This window comes from Marinococcus sp. LNSP9103-4 (assembly GCF_056034345.1).
The window spans coordinates 1-15,702 of record NZ_JBQLIA010000008.1 but is presented as its reverse complement, the minus strand read 5'-3'; the positions used below and the strand labels follow the sequence as shown (position 1 = coordinate 15,702).

General features: G+C 48.3%; 15 protein-coding genes and 1 tRNA gene. All 16 read left to right on the top strand.

The annotated features are described in order from the left end of the window. Nucleotides 1–14: 14 nt before the first annotated feature. The 16 genes from ACTRXG_RS07440 (at nucleotide 15) to lysS (ending at nucleotide 15,410) form a co-directional block, all read left to right on the top strand. A tRNA-Met gene (locus tag ACTRXG_RS07440) sits at nucleotides 15–91 on the top strand. A gap of 166 nt (nucleotides 92–257) precedes the next feature. Continuing rightward, a complete protein-coding gene (locus tag ACTRXG_RS07435) occupies nucleotides 258–1,019 on the top strand; it encodes a threonine/serine exporter family protein (RefSeq protein WP_322525270.1) in 762 nt (253 codons plus the stop codon). 24 nt (nucleotides 1,020–1,043) lie between these two features. After that, a complete protein-coding gene (locus ACTRXG_RS07430; RefSeq protein WP_022792856.1) occupies nucleotides 1,044–1,496 on the top strand; it encodes a threonine/serine exporter family protein in 453 nt (150 codons plus the stop codon). Further along, nucleotides 1,480–2,850: a tRNA lysidine(34) synthetase TilS gene (gene tilS, locus ACTRXG_RS07425; RefSeq protein WP_474284492.1), complete on the top strand. Its 1,371-nt coding sequence runs from the start codon at nucleotides 1,480–1,482 to the stop codon at nucleotides 2,848–2,850. Before ACTRXG_RS07430 ends, tilS begins: the two co-directional genes overlap by 17 nt. Before the next feature lie 218 nt (nucleotides 2,851–3,068). Continuing rightward, the gene (hpt, locus tag ACTRXG_RS07420) at nucleotides 3,069–3,611 is read left to right on the top strand and encodes a hypoxanthine phosphoribosyltransferase (protein WP_027847186.1); all 543 of its coding nucleotides are present in this window, start codon (nucleotides 3,069–3,071) and stop codon (nucleotides 3,609–3,611) included. 67 nt (nucleotides 3,612–3,678) lie between these two features. Next, nucleotides 3,679–5,715, top strand: coding sequence for an ATP-dependent zinc metalloprotease FtsH (gene ftsH / locus ACTRXG_RS07415; protein WP_474277734.1), 2,037 nt, complete (start codon nucleotides 3,679–3,681; stop codon nucleotides 5,713–5,715). Between the two features lie 215 nt (nucleotides 5,716–5,930). Beyond that, nucleotides 5,931–6,824 (top strand): Hsp33 family molecular chaperone HslO, encoded by an 894-nt coding sequence (hslO, locus tag ACTRXG_RS07410; RefSeq protein WP_298786971.1) that lies wholly within the window; start codon nucleotides 5,931–5,933, stop codon nucleotides 6,822–6,824. Between the two features lie 109 nt (nucleotides 6,825–6,933). After that, a complete protein-coding gene (cysK, locus tag ACTRXG_RS07405; RefSeq protein ID WP_474284491.1) occupies nucleotides 6,934–7,866 on the top strand; it encodes a cysteine synthase A in 933 nt (310 codons plus the stop codon). A 234-nt stretch (nucleotides 7,867–8,100) separates the two neighbouring features. Next, nucleotides 8,101–9,564 carry an anthranilate synthase component I family protein gene (locus tag ACTRXG_RS07400; protein ID WP_474284490.1) on the top strand — a complete coding sequence of 488 codons (1,464 nt, stop codon included), beginning with the start codon at nucleotides 8,101–8,103 and terminating at the stop codon, nucleotides 9,562–9,564. A gap of 27 nt (nucleotides 9,565–9,591) precedes the next feature. Next, entirely contained in the window at nucleotides 9,592–10,179 is a 588-nt protein-coding gene (pabA, locus tag ACTRXG_RS07395) for an aminodeoxychorismate/anthranilate synthase component II (protein WP_474284489.1), read from the top strand. Between the two features lie 2 nt (nucleotides 10,180–10,181). Continuing rightward, nucleotides 10,182–11,018, top strand: a complete 837-nt coding sequence (gene pabC, locus ACTRXG_RS07390; RefSeq protein WP_474261151.1) for an aminodeoxychorismate lyase — start codon at nucleotides 10,182–10,184, stop codon at nucleotides 11,016–11,018. Between the two features lie 27 nt (nucleotides 11,019–11,045). Further along, nucleotides 11,046–11,888: a dihydropteroate synthase gene (gene folP, locus ACTRXG_RS07385; RefSeq protein ID WP_474261150.1), complete on the top strand. Its 843-nt coding sequence runs from the start codon at nucleotides 11,046–11,048 to the stop codon at nucleotides 11,886–11,888. Further along, nucleotides 11,881–12,243: a dihydroneopterin aldolase gene (gene folB, locus ACTRXG_RS07380; protein WP_474261149.1), complete on the top strand. Its 363-nt coding sequence runs from the start codon at nucleotides 11,881–11,883 to the stop codon at nucleotides 12,241–12,243. Before folP ends, folB begins: the two co-directional genes overlap by 8 nt. Beyond that, nucleotides 12,243–12,758, top strand: coding sequence for a 2-amino-4-hydroxy-6-hydroxymethyldihydropteridine diphosphokinase (folK, locus tag ACTRXG_RS07375; RefSeq protein WP_474261148.1), 516 nt, complete (start codon nucleotides 12,243–12,245; stop codon nucleotides 12,756–12,758). The genes folB and folK overlap by 1 nt, the downstream gene beginning before the upstream one ends. A gap of 32 nt (nucleotides 12,759–12,790) precedes the next feature. Then, nucleotides 12,791–13,780: a tRNA dihydrouridine synthase DusB gene (gene dusB, locus ACTRXG_RS07370; protein WP_322525259.1), complete on the top strand. Its 990-nt coding sequence runs from the start codon at nucleotides 12,791–12,793 to the stop codon at nucleotides 13,778–13,780. A 127-nt stretch (nucleotides 13,781–13,907) separates the two neighbouring features. Beyond that, nucleotides 13,908–15,410, top strand: a complete 1,503-nt coding sequence (lysS, locus tag ACTRXG_RS07365) for a lysine--tRNA ligase (protein WP_474284488.1) — start codon at nucleotides 13,908–13,910, stop codon at nucleotides 15,408–15,410. Nucleotides 15,411–15,702 lie beyond the last annotated feature (292 nt).

Here is a 15,702-nt window from a genome sequence, read left to right as displayed (position 1 = left end):
ATGTCGCAATAAATGGCGGCGTAGCTCAGCTGGCTAGAGCGTACGGTTCATACCCGTAAGGTCGGGGGTTCGATCCCCTCCGCCGCTACCAAATTATAACTTGAATGCTTCCACTGCCAATTGGGCAGTGGTTTTATTTTGTTCCAGATAATTAAAGCGGTTTCACTGCTGAAAACTACTTTTGTTCCGCTGGCGAGTATTCTATACTTTAAGCGAAAGCACATTTACATATTAATTGAGGAAGGGCGGGGAGGCACGTGGAAAAAGCAGATGACATTATGGCTATGTGTCTGCATGCCGGACAGCTTATGCTCCGCTACGGTTCAGAAACGTTTCGGATAGAGGACACAATGCGGAGAATGGGCCGGGCTGCCGGAATGGAGCAGGTGAATACATTTGTGACGACAACAGCTATCTTTTTGTCGTTTAAATCGCCTGTAGACCAGCGTGATCATATACAGATGCTCCGAATTGAGGAGCGTTACCAGGATTTGAGCAAGGTGACCTCAGTCAACCAGCTGTCGAGGGAATACGTGAGTGGTCTTCTTACTTCAAGGGAAGTAAAGAAGCAGTTAAAAGAAATCGAAGAATCACCGATGAATTATCCTGTATGGTTCATTTACCTGGCTTCCGGTATTGGCGGGGGCGCTTTTTCTTATTTGATCGGCTCGAGCATTATGGATATGCTGCCGGCCGCACTTGGCGGACTCGTGACAGCGGTAGCGCTCGTACGCTACCAAATGAGGCTGAAAGTGAAGTTTTTCTCGGAGTTTCTGGCCTCATTCACGGGTGCTTTAATAGCCATGCTGATGGTGCAGATGGGACTTGTAATGAATACCAACCAGGTAATTATCGGCACGATTATTCCTCTTGTACCAGGTGTGCCGCTGACGAACGCGGTGCGTGATTTAATGTCGGGAGATCTGGTGGCAGGAGTAGCCAGGGGCGCCGAAGCGGCTGTCTCAAGCATGTCTATAGCAGGCGGTGTGGCAGTAGCACTCACAATTTTTTTCGTATAGACTGAGGAAAAGAGGGAAATAACGATGGCGATGTTTGCATTAGAGCTGGGCCTTTGTTTTGTCGCGACGATCGCTTTTGCGATTATTTTTAATATTCCGCTCCGGCTCGTCTGGTGGGGCGGGTTTATCGGTGTAGGCACGTGGGCGATTTATTCACTAATGCCGGTTTTAGGCCTGTCGCTCGTTTTTGCGGCGGCGGTAGCTGCATTTTTTGCTTCGTTTGTCAGCCAATGGTTTGCCCGGTTTATGAAAGTCCCGGTGACAACCTTCAGTCTCCCGGGAATCATTCCACTGATCCCTGGCAGCAGGGCGTATGAAACGATGCTTGCATTCGTACAGGAACGGTATTTATACGGACTGGAGCAGGGCGTGGAAACAGTGCTGCAGGCCATTGCAATTGCGGCTGGCCTCGTGTTCGCATTTTCGGTATTTTCTGTTGGCAAAGGGGTGGGCCAGCGTTATGAAACACATCGTTGAAGAATGGATCACCAGATGGGAAATGATACCACCGGGAGCGAAAGTACTCGCAGCGGTCTCCGGGGGCCCGGATTCCATGGCAGCTGCGTCCATCCTGAAAAGCTTACAGAGTAAATATGAATTCACCCTGGGAATTGCGCATGTAAACCATGGCTTCCGTCCGGAAACATCGAAATCCGAGGCGCAGATGGTGCGGACGTGGGCGGAGCATCAGCAGCTGCCTTTTTTTTCAGCGGCAATGTTTATGAAAGAAACCCCTGATGAAAAGGCGACACAGGCAGCGGCCCGGAAAAAAAGGTATGATTTCTTTTTCCGCACTATGGAACATTTTGACTACAGCGTGCTGATGACCGGCCATCATGCAGATGATCAGCTTGAAACGATGATCATGCAGGCAGCTTCGGGCCGGTCGCTTCTCGGTGAAGAAGGAATTGCCCCGAAGCGTGCAATGAACGGTTTGAAGGTTGCACGTCCTCTGCTTGGTGTGAAAAAAACAGAAATTCTGCTCTATTGCAAAGAGCACGGCATACCTTACGTGGAGGATGAAAGCAATGCTACGGACGATTACAGGCGCAACCGGGTGCGCCGCCACGTCATTCCGGCGCTGACAGGTGAATTTCCTTCAGTGCATCAGCACATGCAGAAAAAATATGAATGGCATAAAGAACAGCAAAACTATATGCGCAGCCAGGCAGGTGCTTCTCTCGATTTTTACGGAGAAAAGCTGGAACTTAATTATACAGCTGTAAGAATGGATTTTTTTCATGAAACCCCTCTTGCTTTACAAAGGGAAACGGTTTCGCTACTATTAAATTATTATTTTTCTGCAGAAGAAACAGGTATTTCGGCTTCTTTGGTGGATTCCTGTATCAGTCTGGCTTCTGCCGCCGGCGCTTCAGGAGAGCTTCATTTACCCGGGGGGATACTGGTCCGTAAATCTTACGATAGGCTGGAATTCTTATGCAGGGGAAAATCCGGCCCTTCTTTTCCTGAACTGGTCCGTATTTCTGACTACGGTAACTACAAATACGGCACCGGGGTCGTCAGGGTAAGTCGTGACCGTCCGGAGGATGCGGATTGGTGGGTGGCTGTCCCGGAAAGAATTCTTTCGTTCCCGATATACGTAAGACCCCCGCGCGCAGGGGACCGAATACATATACCAGGCATGAAGGAAGCGAAAAAAATTCATCGTCTGTTTATAGACGAAAAAGTTCCAAAGCATGAACGTGCGCACCGGCCCGTATTTACAGATGAAAAAGGGACTATTTTATGGCTCCCCGGCCTGCGTACCTCCTTTCGCTATGAAAAAGAATCAGCCTATTTCGTATGGAAAAAGCACTGGGCAGGCACGTGAAATAAGAAGTGACAATTTCGGAAAATTTGTTGTGCAGGGAAGCAAATTCCCTTTATACGTGCTATGATTGAAAATGGACCATTTTTAACAATGGCAGCTTATAACATGGTTGTAATGCTTCTGTTTTGTGACTATAGTTTTATAAAATAAAACAGCGGCTGTTAAAATTCAGCCCGGATGAAAGAATGAAATTCGCTTGGGAGGGTAAAGACATTCAGATGCACGACGAAATACAGGATATATTAATCTCGGAAGAAGAACTGCAGACAAAAATTAAAGAACTGGGCACAACGCTTACGGAAGAATATGACGGGCGTTTTCCTTTAGTGATCGGAGTTTTAAAAGGAGCACTTCCTTTTATGGCTGATATTGTCAAGCGCATGAACATTCATCTTGAGATGGATTTTATGGACGTTTCAAGCTACGCCGGGGGCACGGTTTCCACTGGGGAAGTTAAAATTATCAAAGACCTGGATACAACGGTTTACGACAGAGACATCGTAATACTTGAAGACATTATTGACAGCGGGCGCACGCTTAAATACTTAATCAGCCTCCTGCAGACCCGGGGAGCAAAGTCGTTAAAAGTGGTAACGCTCCTGGATAAGCCGGAGGGACGGGTAGTGGACCTTACCGCAGACCTGGTTGGCTTTACAGTGCCGGATGAATTTGTTGTGGGCTACGGTCTGGATTACGCAGAAAGATACCGGAATCTGCCGTATATCGGTGTATTAAAGCCCGAGATTTATCAAGGCGGATGATTAGGAACAGACAAGTGAATATGATACTATTATTGCAGCTTTCGATGTATGCAGGAGGAGGTCAGGAATGAACCGAATTTTTCGTAACACTGTGTTTTGGCTTTTTTTATTCCTGGTTATTATAGGGATTATCAGCTTTGCCCAAAACGATGGTGGAGATACAAATACAATCAGCAGTACAGAGTTCAATGAACGTCTTAGTGAGAACGAATTTGCTACTATTACGCTCCAGCCCGAGGGCGGAGTTTACAATGTAACAGCTGCCACCAGTGAAGATACTGAAAATGCGGAAACGTACGAGTCGTATATTCCGATGACAGATGAATCAACACAGCAGCTGCAGACAGCACAGGGGCCTAACGGCAACGCTGTCGAATTTGATACGCAGCCGGAAGAAGAAACGAGCGGCTGGGTTACTTTCCTTACAACGATGATTCCATTCATCATTATCTTCCTTCTGTTCTTCTTCCTGCTCAGCCAGTCCCAGGGCGGCGGCAGCAAGATGATGAACTTTGGTAAAAGTAAGGCGAAGATGTACCAGGAAGACAAAAAGAAGGTGCGTTTTAAAGACGTAGCCGGTGCGGAGGAAGAAAAGCAGGAGCTTGTAGAAGTCGTTGACTTTCTGAAAGATGCCCGTAAATTCTCCAACATCGGTGCCCGTATTCCAAAAGGCGTACTTCTTGTCGGTCCTCCGGGTACAGGTAAGACGCTGATCGCCCAGGCGGTCGCCGGAGAAGCAGACGTACCGTTCTTTTCCATCAGTGGTTCAGACTTCGTGGAAATGTTTGTCGGTGTCGGTGCTTCCCGTGTACGTGACCTTTTTGAAAACGCGAAGAAAAATTCACCGTGTATTATTTTCATTGATGAGATTGATGCAGTGGGAAGACAGCGTGGTGCCGGCGTCGGCGGCGGCCACGATGAACGTGAGCAGACGCTGAACCAGCTTCTGGTTGAAATGGACGGCTTTGCCGGCAATGAAGGTATCATTATCATTGCAGCGACTAACCGTGCCGACGTACTCGACCCTGCACTTCTCCGTCCAGGACGTTTTGACCGTCAGATTCTTATCGGCCGTCCGGACGTAAACGGCCGGGAAGAAATCCTTCAGGTGCATGCGCGCAACAAGCCGCTTGCAGAAGACGTTAACTTCCGGGCCATCGCACAGCGTACGCCTGGTTTTACCGGGGCGGACCTCGAAAACCTTCTGAACGAAGCGGCGCTTGTGGCAGCCCGTGCTGATATGCAGAAGATTAGAATGACGCATGTGGAAGAAGCGATTGACCGCGTTATTGCCGGTCCTTCGAAAAAATCACGCGTTATTTCAGAAAAAGAACGTAACATCGTGGCGCACCACGAAGCAGGCCACACAGTTGTTGGTATGAAGCTTGAAAACGCGGATATGGTGCACAAGGTAACCATCGTTCCGCGCGGCCAGGCCGGCGGTTATGCAATGATGCTTCCGAAGGAAGATCGTTACTTTATGACCAAGCCGGAGCTTCTCGATAAAATTGTCGGCCTGTTAGGCGGCCGTGTGGCAGAGGAAGTTATGTTTAACGAAGTGAGTACAGGTGCCCATAATGACTTCCAGCGTGCTACAGATATCGCCCGCCGCATGGTTACCGAATACGGTATGAGTGAAAAGCTCGGCCCGCTGCAGTTTGGCTCAAGCGGCGGCGGCCAGGTATTCCTCGGCCGTGACATGCAGAACGAACAAAATTACAGTGACGCTATCGCTCACGAAATTGATAATGAGATGCAAAGAATCATTATGGAATCGTATGAACGCTGTAAACAGATTCTTACGCAGTACAAAGACCGGCTTGAGCTTGTAGCCCAAAGCCTTCTGGAGCTGGAAACGCTGGATGCAGAGCAGATCCGTTCCCTTGTTGAAGATGGCAAGCTTCCAGAGGATCACTATTCGAATAAATCGGATGAAGAGATGGGTGCTACGAAAAGCGAAGAGCAAAAAAATGAAGAGGAGCAGGCTGACCACGTCCTAAAAGATGACAGCGGTGAATCTTCTTCGGAGGAAACCTCTTCTGAAGAAACGACAACTTCTTCGGACTCGGGCTCCGACAGCGACGATACGAACCGTCGTGACTAGCATGAAAGAAAGGGTGCCTTTAAGCGGGCATCCTTTTTTGTATGCTTAAAAGAGAGCGGATGTTTTTCTCCGCACGTTCTGCGGTATAGCATAAACAGAAAGCATGCGAGCGGATTAGTTGTTTTTCAATTGGTTTTGTACAATACTATGTATCAGGTTTTCAAAGATAATATTATGATATAGAGAGCAAGAGTGGAAAGGAAGGAATTAAATCAATGAAGGATTATTTAGTAAAGGCAACAGCGTTTAATCATCAGGTTCGTGCTTACGCCGTACACACGACAGAAATGGTGGATGAGGCGGTCAGACGCCACCAGGCATGGCCGACTGCTTCGGCGGCTTTAGGCCGGGCGATGACAGCGGGTTCCATGATGGGAGCGATGCTTAAAGGCGACGATAAACTGACCATTAAAATTGAAGGGCATGGGCCGATGGGTCCAATTATTGTCGACAGTAACTCTTCGGGTGATACGAGGGGATATGCCCACAACCTGCAGGTTCACTTCGATTTGAACGACAGCGGTAAACTGGACGTAGCCCGTGCCGTCGGAACAGAAGGAACCTTATCGGTCGTTAAAGATCTTGGCATGCGGGACATGTTTACCGGCAACGTTCCGATTGTTTCCGGTGAACTCGGAGACGATTTTACGTATTACTTTGCGAATTCCGAGCAGCTGCCTTCGTCTGTCGGTCTCGGAGTCCTTGTAAACCCGGATAACTCTGTGAAAGCAGCAGGCGGGTTTATTATTCAGGTTCTTCCTGATGCAGAGGAAGAATATGTAGCGCGTCTTGAGCAGCAGATACAGCAGATGCCGCCGGTCTCCAAGCTGATTGAACACGGTAAAACCCCGGAGGAAATTCTTCATATTATCCTCGGTGAAGAGGTGAATGTGCTCGATACCCAGCCGGTTCAATTTTCCTGCCAGTGCTCCAAGGAGCGGGTGGAAAATGCGATTATTTCTCTTGGTACCGACGAGCTCCAGGATATGATTGAAAAAGACGGAGGAGCCGAGACAACTTGTCACTTTTGTAACGAGGTCTATCACCTGGATGTGGATGATCTGGAGCGTTTGAAAGAGCGCACCTCTGAAATTGAAAACCGCTCCTAGATTATTTATGCGCCTTTTGATCTACAGATTGACAGAAGTTGACCAAATTGGTACGATTAAATTATAATAAAACCAATAAATTTACTTGGTATTTGAAGGAGGAGCATGAATGAAGGCTGCAAATAACGTTACAGAACTCATTGGAAATACTCCCGTAGTAAAACTAAACCGTTTAACCGGGGAAAATGATGCAGATGTTTATTTGAAACTTGAGTATATGAATCCAGGAAGCAGTGTTAAAGACCGTATTGGTCTTGCTATGATCGAAGCTGCTGAACGGGATGGCCGTTTAAAAGAAGGGGATACAATCGTTGAACCAACAAGCGGTAACACAGGCATCGGCCTTGCGATGGTAGCTGCTGCCAAAGGCTATCCGGCGGTGTTGGTAATGCCGGAAACAATGAGCATGGAGCGTCGCAATCTTCTTCGTGCATACGGTGCGGAACTGGTGCTTACACCAGGACCTGACGGCATGGGTGGTGCGATTTCTAAAGCGAATGAGCTTGCTGAAGAAAAAGGCTACTTTATGCCGCAGCAGTTCGAAAACGAAGCCAATCCGAAAATCCACCGTGAAACTACCGGCCGCGAACTGCTGGAGCAGATTGACGGGCCGATTGATTCCTTCGTTTCCGGAATCGGGACCGGTGGCACGATTTCCGGTGCAGGCGGCCTTTTGAAGGAGCACTATCCGGAGATGCGTATTGTAGGTATTGAGCCAGCAGATTCCCCAATTTTAAACGGCGGAAATAAAGGCCCTCACAAAATTCAGGGCATCGGTGCCGGTTTTGTACCGGGTACGCTGGATACAGACATTTACGATGAAGTAGCGGTAGCAACCACGGAGCAGTCGTTTGAATATGCCCGCCGCGCTGCCCGCGAGGAAGGCATTTTGGGCGGTATTTCTTCCGGATCGGCTATTTATGTGGCTCTTCAGGAAGCGAAAAAGCTCGGCAAAGGCAAAAAGGTCGTGACTGTTATTCCTAGTAACGGAGAGCGCTACTTGAGTACGCCTCTTTACCAGTTTGAAGACACTGTAGACTGAGATAAAAAATGTTTAAAAGTCCGTACCCTCAAAAAGGGACGGGCTTTTTTTATGGAAATAGCTTTAATGATGCGCTTTGGTTTATTTGGAGTGAATGGGAACGAAAAAGGGTAATGAAGCAAACGCAGCGTTCTGATTGTTTTTTTATAAAAAATTTCGTAGACTTGGTAGAAATGTAAAGAGAATTTTCTGTAAAAAAAGAGAGAATTGGATGAAACCGGGGGCATACACATAATGGATGAGCGACTGGCCCGAGGGCCTCAAGCAGGAGAATCATATACACAGACTACGACGTCGTTTTTTCAGACGAATGACCAGTTTTTTCAGGCGTTCGACTTTCTTGCCAGGGAAGAACCCTACCATGTGCTGCTTGAAAGTGGACGTCAGGGCGAACTCGATATCGCTGGCCTTTGCCCCTTTGCGGTAGTGGAAGGGAAAGATGGAGAGACGAGCCTTCATAGACATGGAAGTACTGAAATGCATGCAGGAGATCCACTTGAAGCATTGGCAAAATGGATGGAGCCGTACAATCTTCCAGAGGATCCGGATCTGCCGCCGTTCCAGGGGGGAGCGGTAGGCCAGATAAGCTACGATTATGTACGTTATATTGAACAGCTGCCGGAACTCGCGGTGGATGACCTTAGGATGCCGGATGCGTATTTTCTACTGTATGACCTGTTTTTCATTCATGATAAAAAAACCGGGGAAACGTGGGTATGGCATTTACATGCTGAAGGGGAAGACGCCGTTAAATTCGTCGAGAAATGGAAAAAAACATGGATGGAGGCGGCAGAAAAGTCTGCTGGACAGGAGCGTTCAGAATCGAAGGGGGCTGTATCTGCCGAAAAGTCGGTGCCCTCCTTTTCCGGGGAATTGTTCGGCGGAGCAGTAGAGCAGATTAAAGAGTATATTGCTGCGGGGGATGTCTTCCAGGTGAATTTATCCACTCGCCAGACACAGCTTTTGCATACCTCTGCCTTTCATATTTATCAAAAGCTGAGAGAGCTGAATCCCTCCCCCTATATGGGCTATATGCATACACCGGACTGGCAGACGGTCAGTGCCTCCCCGGAGCTTCTGGTAAAAAAACGGGGTGCGGAGGTGTCCACCCGCCCGATTGCCGGAACCCGTTCGAGAGGGAAGGACGAACAGGAGGATATGGCGCTTGAACAGGAGCTGATGGGCACAGAAAAAGAGCGGGCCGAGCATGTCATGCTCGTCGATCTTGAAAGAAATGATCTGGGCCGTGTCTGCCGCTATGGTTCTGTAAAAGTGGATGAATTAATGGCAGTGGAAAGGTATTCCCACGTGATGCATATTGTCTCTAATGTAAGAGGAATACTTGCTGAAACAGAGCAGGTGTATGATATGATAAGGGCAGTGTTCCCGGGAGGGACGATCACCGGTGCTCCGAAAGTACGGACAATGGAAATTATTGAAGAGCTCGAGCCGGTACGCCGGGGTTTTTATACAGGAGCGTTTGGCTGGATCGGCTACAACAAGGATGCAGAGCTGAACATTTCTATTCGCACCATGCTTGCCAAGGACGGGTACGCCCATGTTCAGGCAGGGGCCGGGATCGTTATCGACTCTGATCCAAAAGCAGAATACAAAGAATCAATCAAAAAAGCCAAAGCGTTATGGGAAGCGAAAAGACAGAGTGAAGCAGAGGCCGGCATCACCCACGAGCAGAGCTGAGACTAGAATAGAAAGGAAGATTTTCGCATGATTTTAATGATTGATAACTATGACTCGTTTACGTACAACCTCGTGCAGTACCTCGGAGAAATGGGAGAAGAACTCGAAGTGCGGCGCAACGACCAAATCACGGTGGAGGAGATTGCCCATTTGAATCCCGATATTCTGATGATTTCCCCGGGGCCCTGCAGTCCGGATGAGGCGGGGATCAGCGTCGAAGCGACACGCCGCTTTGCCGGTGAAATCCCGATTTTTGGTGTCTGCCTCGGCCATCAGGCGATTGCGCAGGCTTTTGACGGCGATGTTGTACGGGCGGAACGGCTGATGCACGGAAAAACATCGGAGATCCACCATGACGGTGTGAGTATTTATACCGATCTTCCAAATCCATTGACGGCTACAAGATACCACTCGTTAATTGTGAAAAGAGAAACACTGCCGGACTGCTTTGACATCACCTCTGAAACGGACGCCGGGGAGATTATGGGTATTCGCCATCGCACCCTTCCTGTGGAAGGAGTGCAGTTTCACCCTGAATCGATTATGACCGGTGAAGGGAAACAGATGCTCAAGCGCTTTGTGGATCGGCACCGGCAGTCGGAAGAGGTGCTGTAGTATTGTATGTATATATAGACGGTGAGGTAAAGAAGGCGGGCGAAGCTCGTCTTTCTGTGTTTGATCACGGTTTTATGTACGGGCTCGGCTTATTTGAGACGTTTCGGGTGTATAACGGGCACCCGTTTTTGCTGAATGCTCATATGGAAAGGCTCGAAGCCGGCGCAGAAGAGCTCGGCATTGTCTTCCGCTATGAACGCGAAACGGTGGAGGGAGAAATTCAGCAGCTGCTCGACGCCAATGGGCTAGAGAATGCCTACGTACGATATAATGTATCCGCAGGGCCCGGAAGTCTGGGGCTTCAAACGACTCCCTATCTTGAGCCGGTTATTGTTATTTACATGAAGCCGCTTCCGGCAGCGGGAGCAGAACCTATGCAAAAGGACGCCTTATGGCTTCAGCTGAGGCGCAACAGTCCGGAAGGCCGGGAACGCATGAAGTCCCACCATTATATGAACAACTGGCTCGCCAAGCAGGAAATAAAAGACCGTCCGGCGGCGGAGGGTATTTTCGTCAATAGCGGGGGATATGCTGCAGAAGGCATCGTGTCCAATATTTTCTGGCGGAAAAGAGATACTTTGTATACACCGGCAGTGGAGACAGGTATTTTAAACGGCATTACCCGTCAATTTGTGATACAGTTAGCACATGAAAATGACTACACCGTGGAGGAAGGCCACTTCCTCCCGCAGGATATAGAAACGGCAGAAGAAATGTTTGTCACGAATTCTATTCAGGAAATTGCAGCGGTCCGTGCCCTTGGGGATTATTATTTTCCAAGCTATTCAGCGGCCCGGCTGCTGCACCGCCGCTACCAGAAAGAAAGAGAGAGAAAATAACAGCTGGCACGGCAGGGAGGAGAGAAAATGCGCAATCAGGTAATGCGATGGAAGAATTGGGAGCTTGATTTTTCCTTAAAAACGTTTGTCATGGGGATTTTAAATGTGACGCCGGATTCCTTTTCTGACGGAGGCCGTTACAGCGAGGTGGAGCATGCTGTCGCGCAGGCAGAAAAACTGGTGGGGGACGGAGCGGATATTATCGATATCGGCGGGGAGTCCACACGCCCCGGGGCGGCATTTGTAGAAGCAGAAGAAGAGCAGCGGCGGATTGTCCCGGTGCTCGAAGCCCTGAGGAGCCGTATAGGCGTACCTATCAGCGTGGACACCTATAAAGCGTCCACCGCCGAGGCAGCTGTTAAAGCTGGGGCGGATATCATTAATGATGTGTGGGGAGCAAAAGCAGATCCCGACATGGCCCGGGTAGCAGCTGAATACGACGTGCCAATAATTTTGATGCACAACCGGGATAATACTGAGTACCAGGATTTGATGCCGGACATGATTCAGGATATTTATGAAAGCATAGCCATTTGCGAGAAGGCCGGAGTCAAAGCAGACCGTATTATTCTGGATCCCGGCATAGGCTTTGCAAAAACCTATGAGCAGAATCTGGAAGCGATGCGGAAAATGGATCAGTTTACGTCGCTTTCGTATCCCGTACTTCTTGGCAGCTCCCGTAAATCGCTCATATCAAAAACGCTTGAGCTTCCTGCCGACGACCGGGTAGAAGGAACAGGCGCTACAGTAAGCCTTGGTATTGAACGCGGGTGCGATATTGTCCGTGTGCATGACGTAAAAGAAATGACGCGCGTAGCCCGGATGATGGACGCTATGCTCGGAGTAAGAAAGGAGCATTCGGTTGGATAAAATTCATTTACAGGGAATGGAGTTTTACGCTTATCACGGAGTGTTTGAGGAGGAAAACAGGCTCGGCCAGCGCTTTCGCGTCAATTTAGTACTCGAAGCGGATCTAAAGCCGGCAGCGGCAGAGGATGACGTAGAAAAAAGCGTTAACTATGCCGAAGCATTCGAAGCGGTGAAAGATGCCGTGGAAAACCAAACATTCCGGCTGGTAGAAACTATTGCTGAAAAAATCGCTGAAACAATATTTGCGCGTTTTGAAATCGTTAAGCAGCTTCATGTAAAAGTGATTAAACCGGATCCTCCAATTCCGGGACACTACGATCATGTTGCCATTGAAATGACCAGGGTTCGTCCGTAATGCCCCAGGTTTTTATTGCCCTGGGGTCAAACCTCGGGAAACGGGAAGAGTATTTAAAGCGGGCGGTTCAGGCTATGCAAAAGGAGAAGCAGATGCAGCTGATAAAGCTTTCCCCGGTGTATGAAACCGCACCGGTAGGGGTGGTCGATCAGCCGCATTTTCTGAATATGGTTTCTGAATGGAGCACTGATTACGGACCGGAAGAACTGCTGGAGGCGCTTCACCGGATCGAGCATGAGCTTGAGCGCATACGTGAAGAACGATGGGGGCCGAGAACGGTGGACCTTGACATTCTTATCTATGATGAAGAAAATATGAACAAGGAGCATTTAATTATTCCGCATCCCCGGTTAACTGAGCGGGCCTTTGTTCTGGTCCCCTTTTTTGATATTGCCCCCGACCGTTTTGTTCACGAGGACAAGACGGTTCGTTGGTATGTAAAAAATCTGCCAGAGAAAGAACGGGCTGACGTAGTATACTGGGGCGAGCTGTCAATAGAAAACAACGACGCGTGAAAAATAAAGACAACACATAGGAGGTTGCTGTGGTGTTAAAAATTCGTGACATAGAAATGAATAACCCGGTGGTGCTTGCTCCGATGGCAGGAGTCAGCAACCCTGCTTTCCGGCTGATTGCGAAGGAATTTGGAGCAGGGCTTGTGTGCGCAGAAATGGTAAGCGACAAAGCAATACTGCATGAAAATGAAAAATCGATGCGGATGCTCTACGTGGATGAAAGGGAAAAGCCGCTCAGTCTCCAGATTTTTGGCGGGGACAAAGAAACGATGGCCGGGGCTGCTGAAGTAGTGGATCAGCATACCAATGCAGATATCATTGACATAAATATGGGCTGTCCTGTGCCGAAAATCACTAAGTGTGATGCAGGGGCCAAGTGGCTGCTTGATCCGGATAAAATCTATCAAATGGTAAAAGCAGCTGTGAACGCAGTAGATAAGCCCGTAACGGTAAAAATGCGGATGGGCTGGGATGACGAGCACATACTGGCTGTGGAGAATGCTCAGGCAATTGAGGCAGCCGGCGGCGAAGGCGTAGCGGTACACGGGCGCACCCGGGTGCAGATGTATGAAGGTGTGGCAAATTGGGAAATACTTAAGGAAGTAAAAGACGCCGTGAACATCCCGGTAATTGGCAACGGGGACGTCTCTACTCCCCAGGACGCCCAGGCGATGCTTGATACGACTGGAGTGGACGGAGTCATGATCGGCCGTGCCGCTCTCGGGGACCCTTGGATGTTTTACCGGACAGTACAGTATTTGGAGACAGGAAAGCTTGTAGAAGAAGAACCAACTCCAAAGGAAAAAATGGATGTGTGTATCGTGCATATGGATCGTTTGATAGAGTTGAAAGGTGAAGATGTGGCTGTGCGGGAAATGCGCAAGCACGTGGCCTGGTATCTAAAGGGCATGCACGGCGGCTCTAAGGTACGGGGTAAAGTAAATGAACTGAATACACGCGATGAAGTGGCGGAAACACTATATAATTTTGTCGGTTCTACGGAAGCTCCCAGTATGGCATAAGCATTTGCACGCAGAGCGGCTTCTTCCAGGGAAGCCGCTCTGTTTATGAGTGCTGGAATAAAACTGGAAACAAAAGGTATTATATAATAGAAGAAAAAATTAAAAGCGATCTAAAGGGGAGACTACTATGAGCCAGGATCAAGAGCTGAACGACCAGTTCCGTGTACGGCGTGAAAAAAGAGAAGCGCTGATTAATGAAGGGAAAAACCCATTTGGAGAACGCTTCGCGCGTACTTATGATTCAAAAACTATGCACCGGGAGTTCGACGCCTTCTCTAAGGAAGAGCTGAGCGAAAAAAATACGGATATTACGATAGCGGGGCGCATGGTCACTAAGCGTGGAAAAGGGAAAGCAGGATTTGCCCACCTGCAGGATCTTGAAGGGCAGATTCAGATTTACGTACGGAAAGACGAAGTCGGCGACGAAGCATACGAAGGCTTTAAGGATATGGATATTGGAGACATTGTCGGGGTGCGCGGCCGTGCATTTAAAACAAATGTAGGGGAATTATCTGTGCGGGCCACAGAAGTAACGCTCTTAACAAAGGCTCTTCGCCCGCTGCCTGATAAATACCATGGACTTCAGGACATTGAACAGCGCTACCGCCAGCGTTATTTAGATCTTATTGCAAATCCCGAAGTGAAAGATACGTTTATCATGCGGAGTAAGATCATCCAATCCATGAGAAATCATTTGAACCGTCAGGGCTTTTTGGAAGTAGAAACACCGATGCTGCATACAATACCGGGCGGAGCGTCTGCGCGTCCGTTTGTTACTCATCATAATGCTCTAGACATGGAGCTGTACATTCGTATTGCGATTGAATTGCATTTAAAGCGTTTGATTGTCGGTGGCATGGAAAAAGTATATGAAATTGGCCGCGTCTTCCGGAATGAAGGTATTTCCACCCGCCATAACCCTGAATTTACTATGATGGAATTGTATGAAGCCTTCGGAGACTATGAAGATATTATGGACCTGACCGAAAGCTTGATCGTACAGATCGCAGAAGATGTACTTGAGAGTACCACGCTCCAATACGGAGACGAACAGATTGAACTCGGTAATCAGTGGAAAAGAATGCACATTGTAGACGCTGTCAAAGAAGAAACCGGCGTGGATTTCTGGCAGGAAATGAGTGACGAAGAAGCCAGAGCGCTGGCTAAAGAACATAATGTGCCTATTCGGGAAACGATGTCCTTTGGTCATGTGGTTAACGAATTCTTCGAGCACTTTGTGGAAGAAAAACTAATTCAGCCTACTTTTGTTTACGGTCATCCGCTCGCTATTTCTCCGCTTGCAAAGAAAAATGAAAAAGATTCCAGATTTACAGACCGCTTTGAATTATTTATTGTAGGACGTGAACATGCAAACGCCTTTAGTGAGTTAAACGATCCTGTAGATCAGCGGGAGCGGTTCGAAAAACAGGTGGAAGAAAGAGAAGCTGGAGATGAAGAAGCTCATATGATGGACTACGATTATCTTGAAGCAATAGAATACGGACTTCCACCAACAGGAGGGCTCGGTATAGGCATTGACCGGCTGGTGATGCTGCTAACGAACTCTGCTTCTATCAGAGATGTGCTCTTGTTTCCGCAAATGCGCAGCCAGGTTTCTCACGAAGAGTAGACAGTTTTCTGCCGGCTTTCTGACTCGAAAGCCGGCATTTATATAAAAAATTAAAAGAAAATATAAAAATGGGTTGCGTACAAATAAGAAACGATGATATATTATTTTTTGTCGCCGTAAAGAGAGCGGCGGGCTGTTCAGGCAGCTGAAAAAAGTTATTGACTTAATAACGCTCCGGTGTTAGTATATAAAAGTCGCGAAAATAACGACAGATTGTTCTTTGAAAAGGAAAGACAAGCCAGAGCCCCAATCAAAAGCAACACATTTTTAGGGCATTTCGGATGCCACAGCA

Excerpts from the sequence above, each read along its gene's own strand:
- ACTRXG_RS07430 (WP_022792856.1), top strand. The coding sequence starts at position 1,044 with ATGGCGATGTTTGCATTAGAGCTGGGCCTTTGTTTTGTCGCGACGATC.
- tilS (WP_474284492.1), top strand. The coding sequence starts at position 1,480 with ATGAAACACATCGTTGAAGAATGGATCACCAGATGGGAAATGATACCA.
- hpt (WP_027847186.1), top strand. The coding sequence starts at position 3,069 with ATGCACGACGAAATACAGGATATATTAATCTCGGAAGAAGAACTGCAG.
- ftsH (WP_474277734.1), top strand. The coding sequence starts at position 3,679 with ATGAACCGAATTTTTCGTAACACTGTGTTTTGGCTTTTTTTATTCCTG.
- hslO (WP_298786971.1), top strand. The coding sequence starts at position 5,931 with ATGAAGGATTATTTAGTAAAGGCAACAGCGTTTAATCATCAGGTTCGT.
- cysK (WP_474284491.1), top strand. The coding sequence starts at position 6,934 with ATGAAGGCTGCAAATAACGTTACAGAACTCATTGGAAATACTCCCGTA.
- ACTRXG_RS07400 (WP_474284490.1), top strand. The coding sequence starts at position 8,101 with ATGGATGAGCGACTGGCCCGAGGGCCTCAAGCAGGAGAATCATATACA.
- pabA (WP_474284489.1), top strand. The coding sequence starts at position 9,592 with ATGATTTTAATGATTGATAACTATGACTCGTTTACGTACAACCTCGTG.
- folP (WP_474261150.1), top strand. The coding sequence starts at position 11,046 with ATGCGCAATCAGGTAATGCGATGGAAGAATTGGGAGCTTGATTTTTCC.
- folK (WP_474261148.1), top strand. The coding sequence starts at position 12,243 with ATGCCCCAGGTTTTTATTGCCCTGGGGTCAAACCTCGGGAAACGGGAA.
- lysS (WP_474284488.1), top strand. The coding sequence starts at position 13,908 with ATGAGCCAGGATCAAGAGCTGAACGACCAGTTCCGTGTACGGCGTGAA.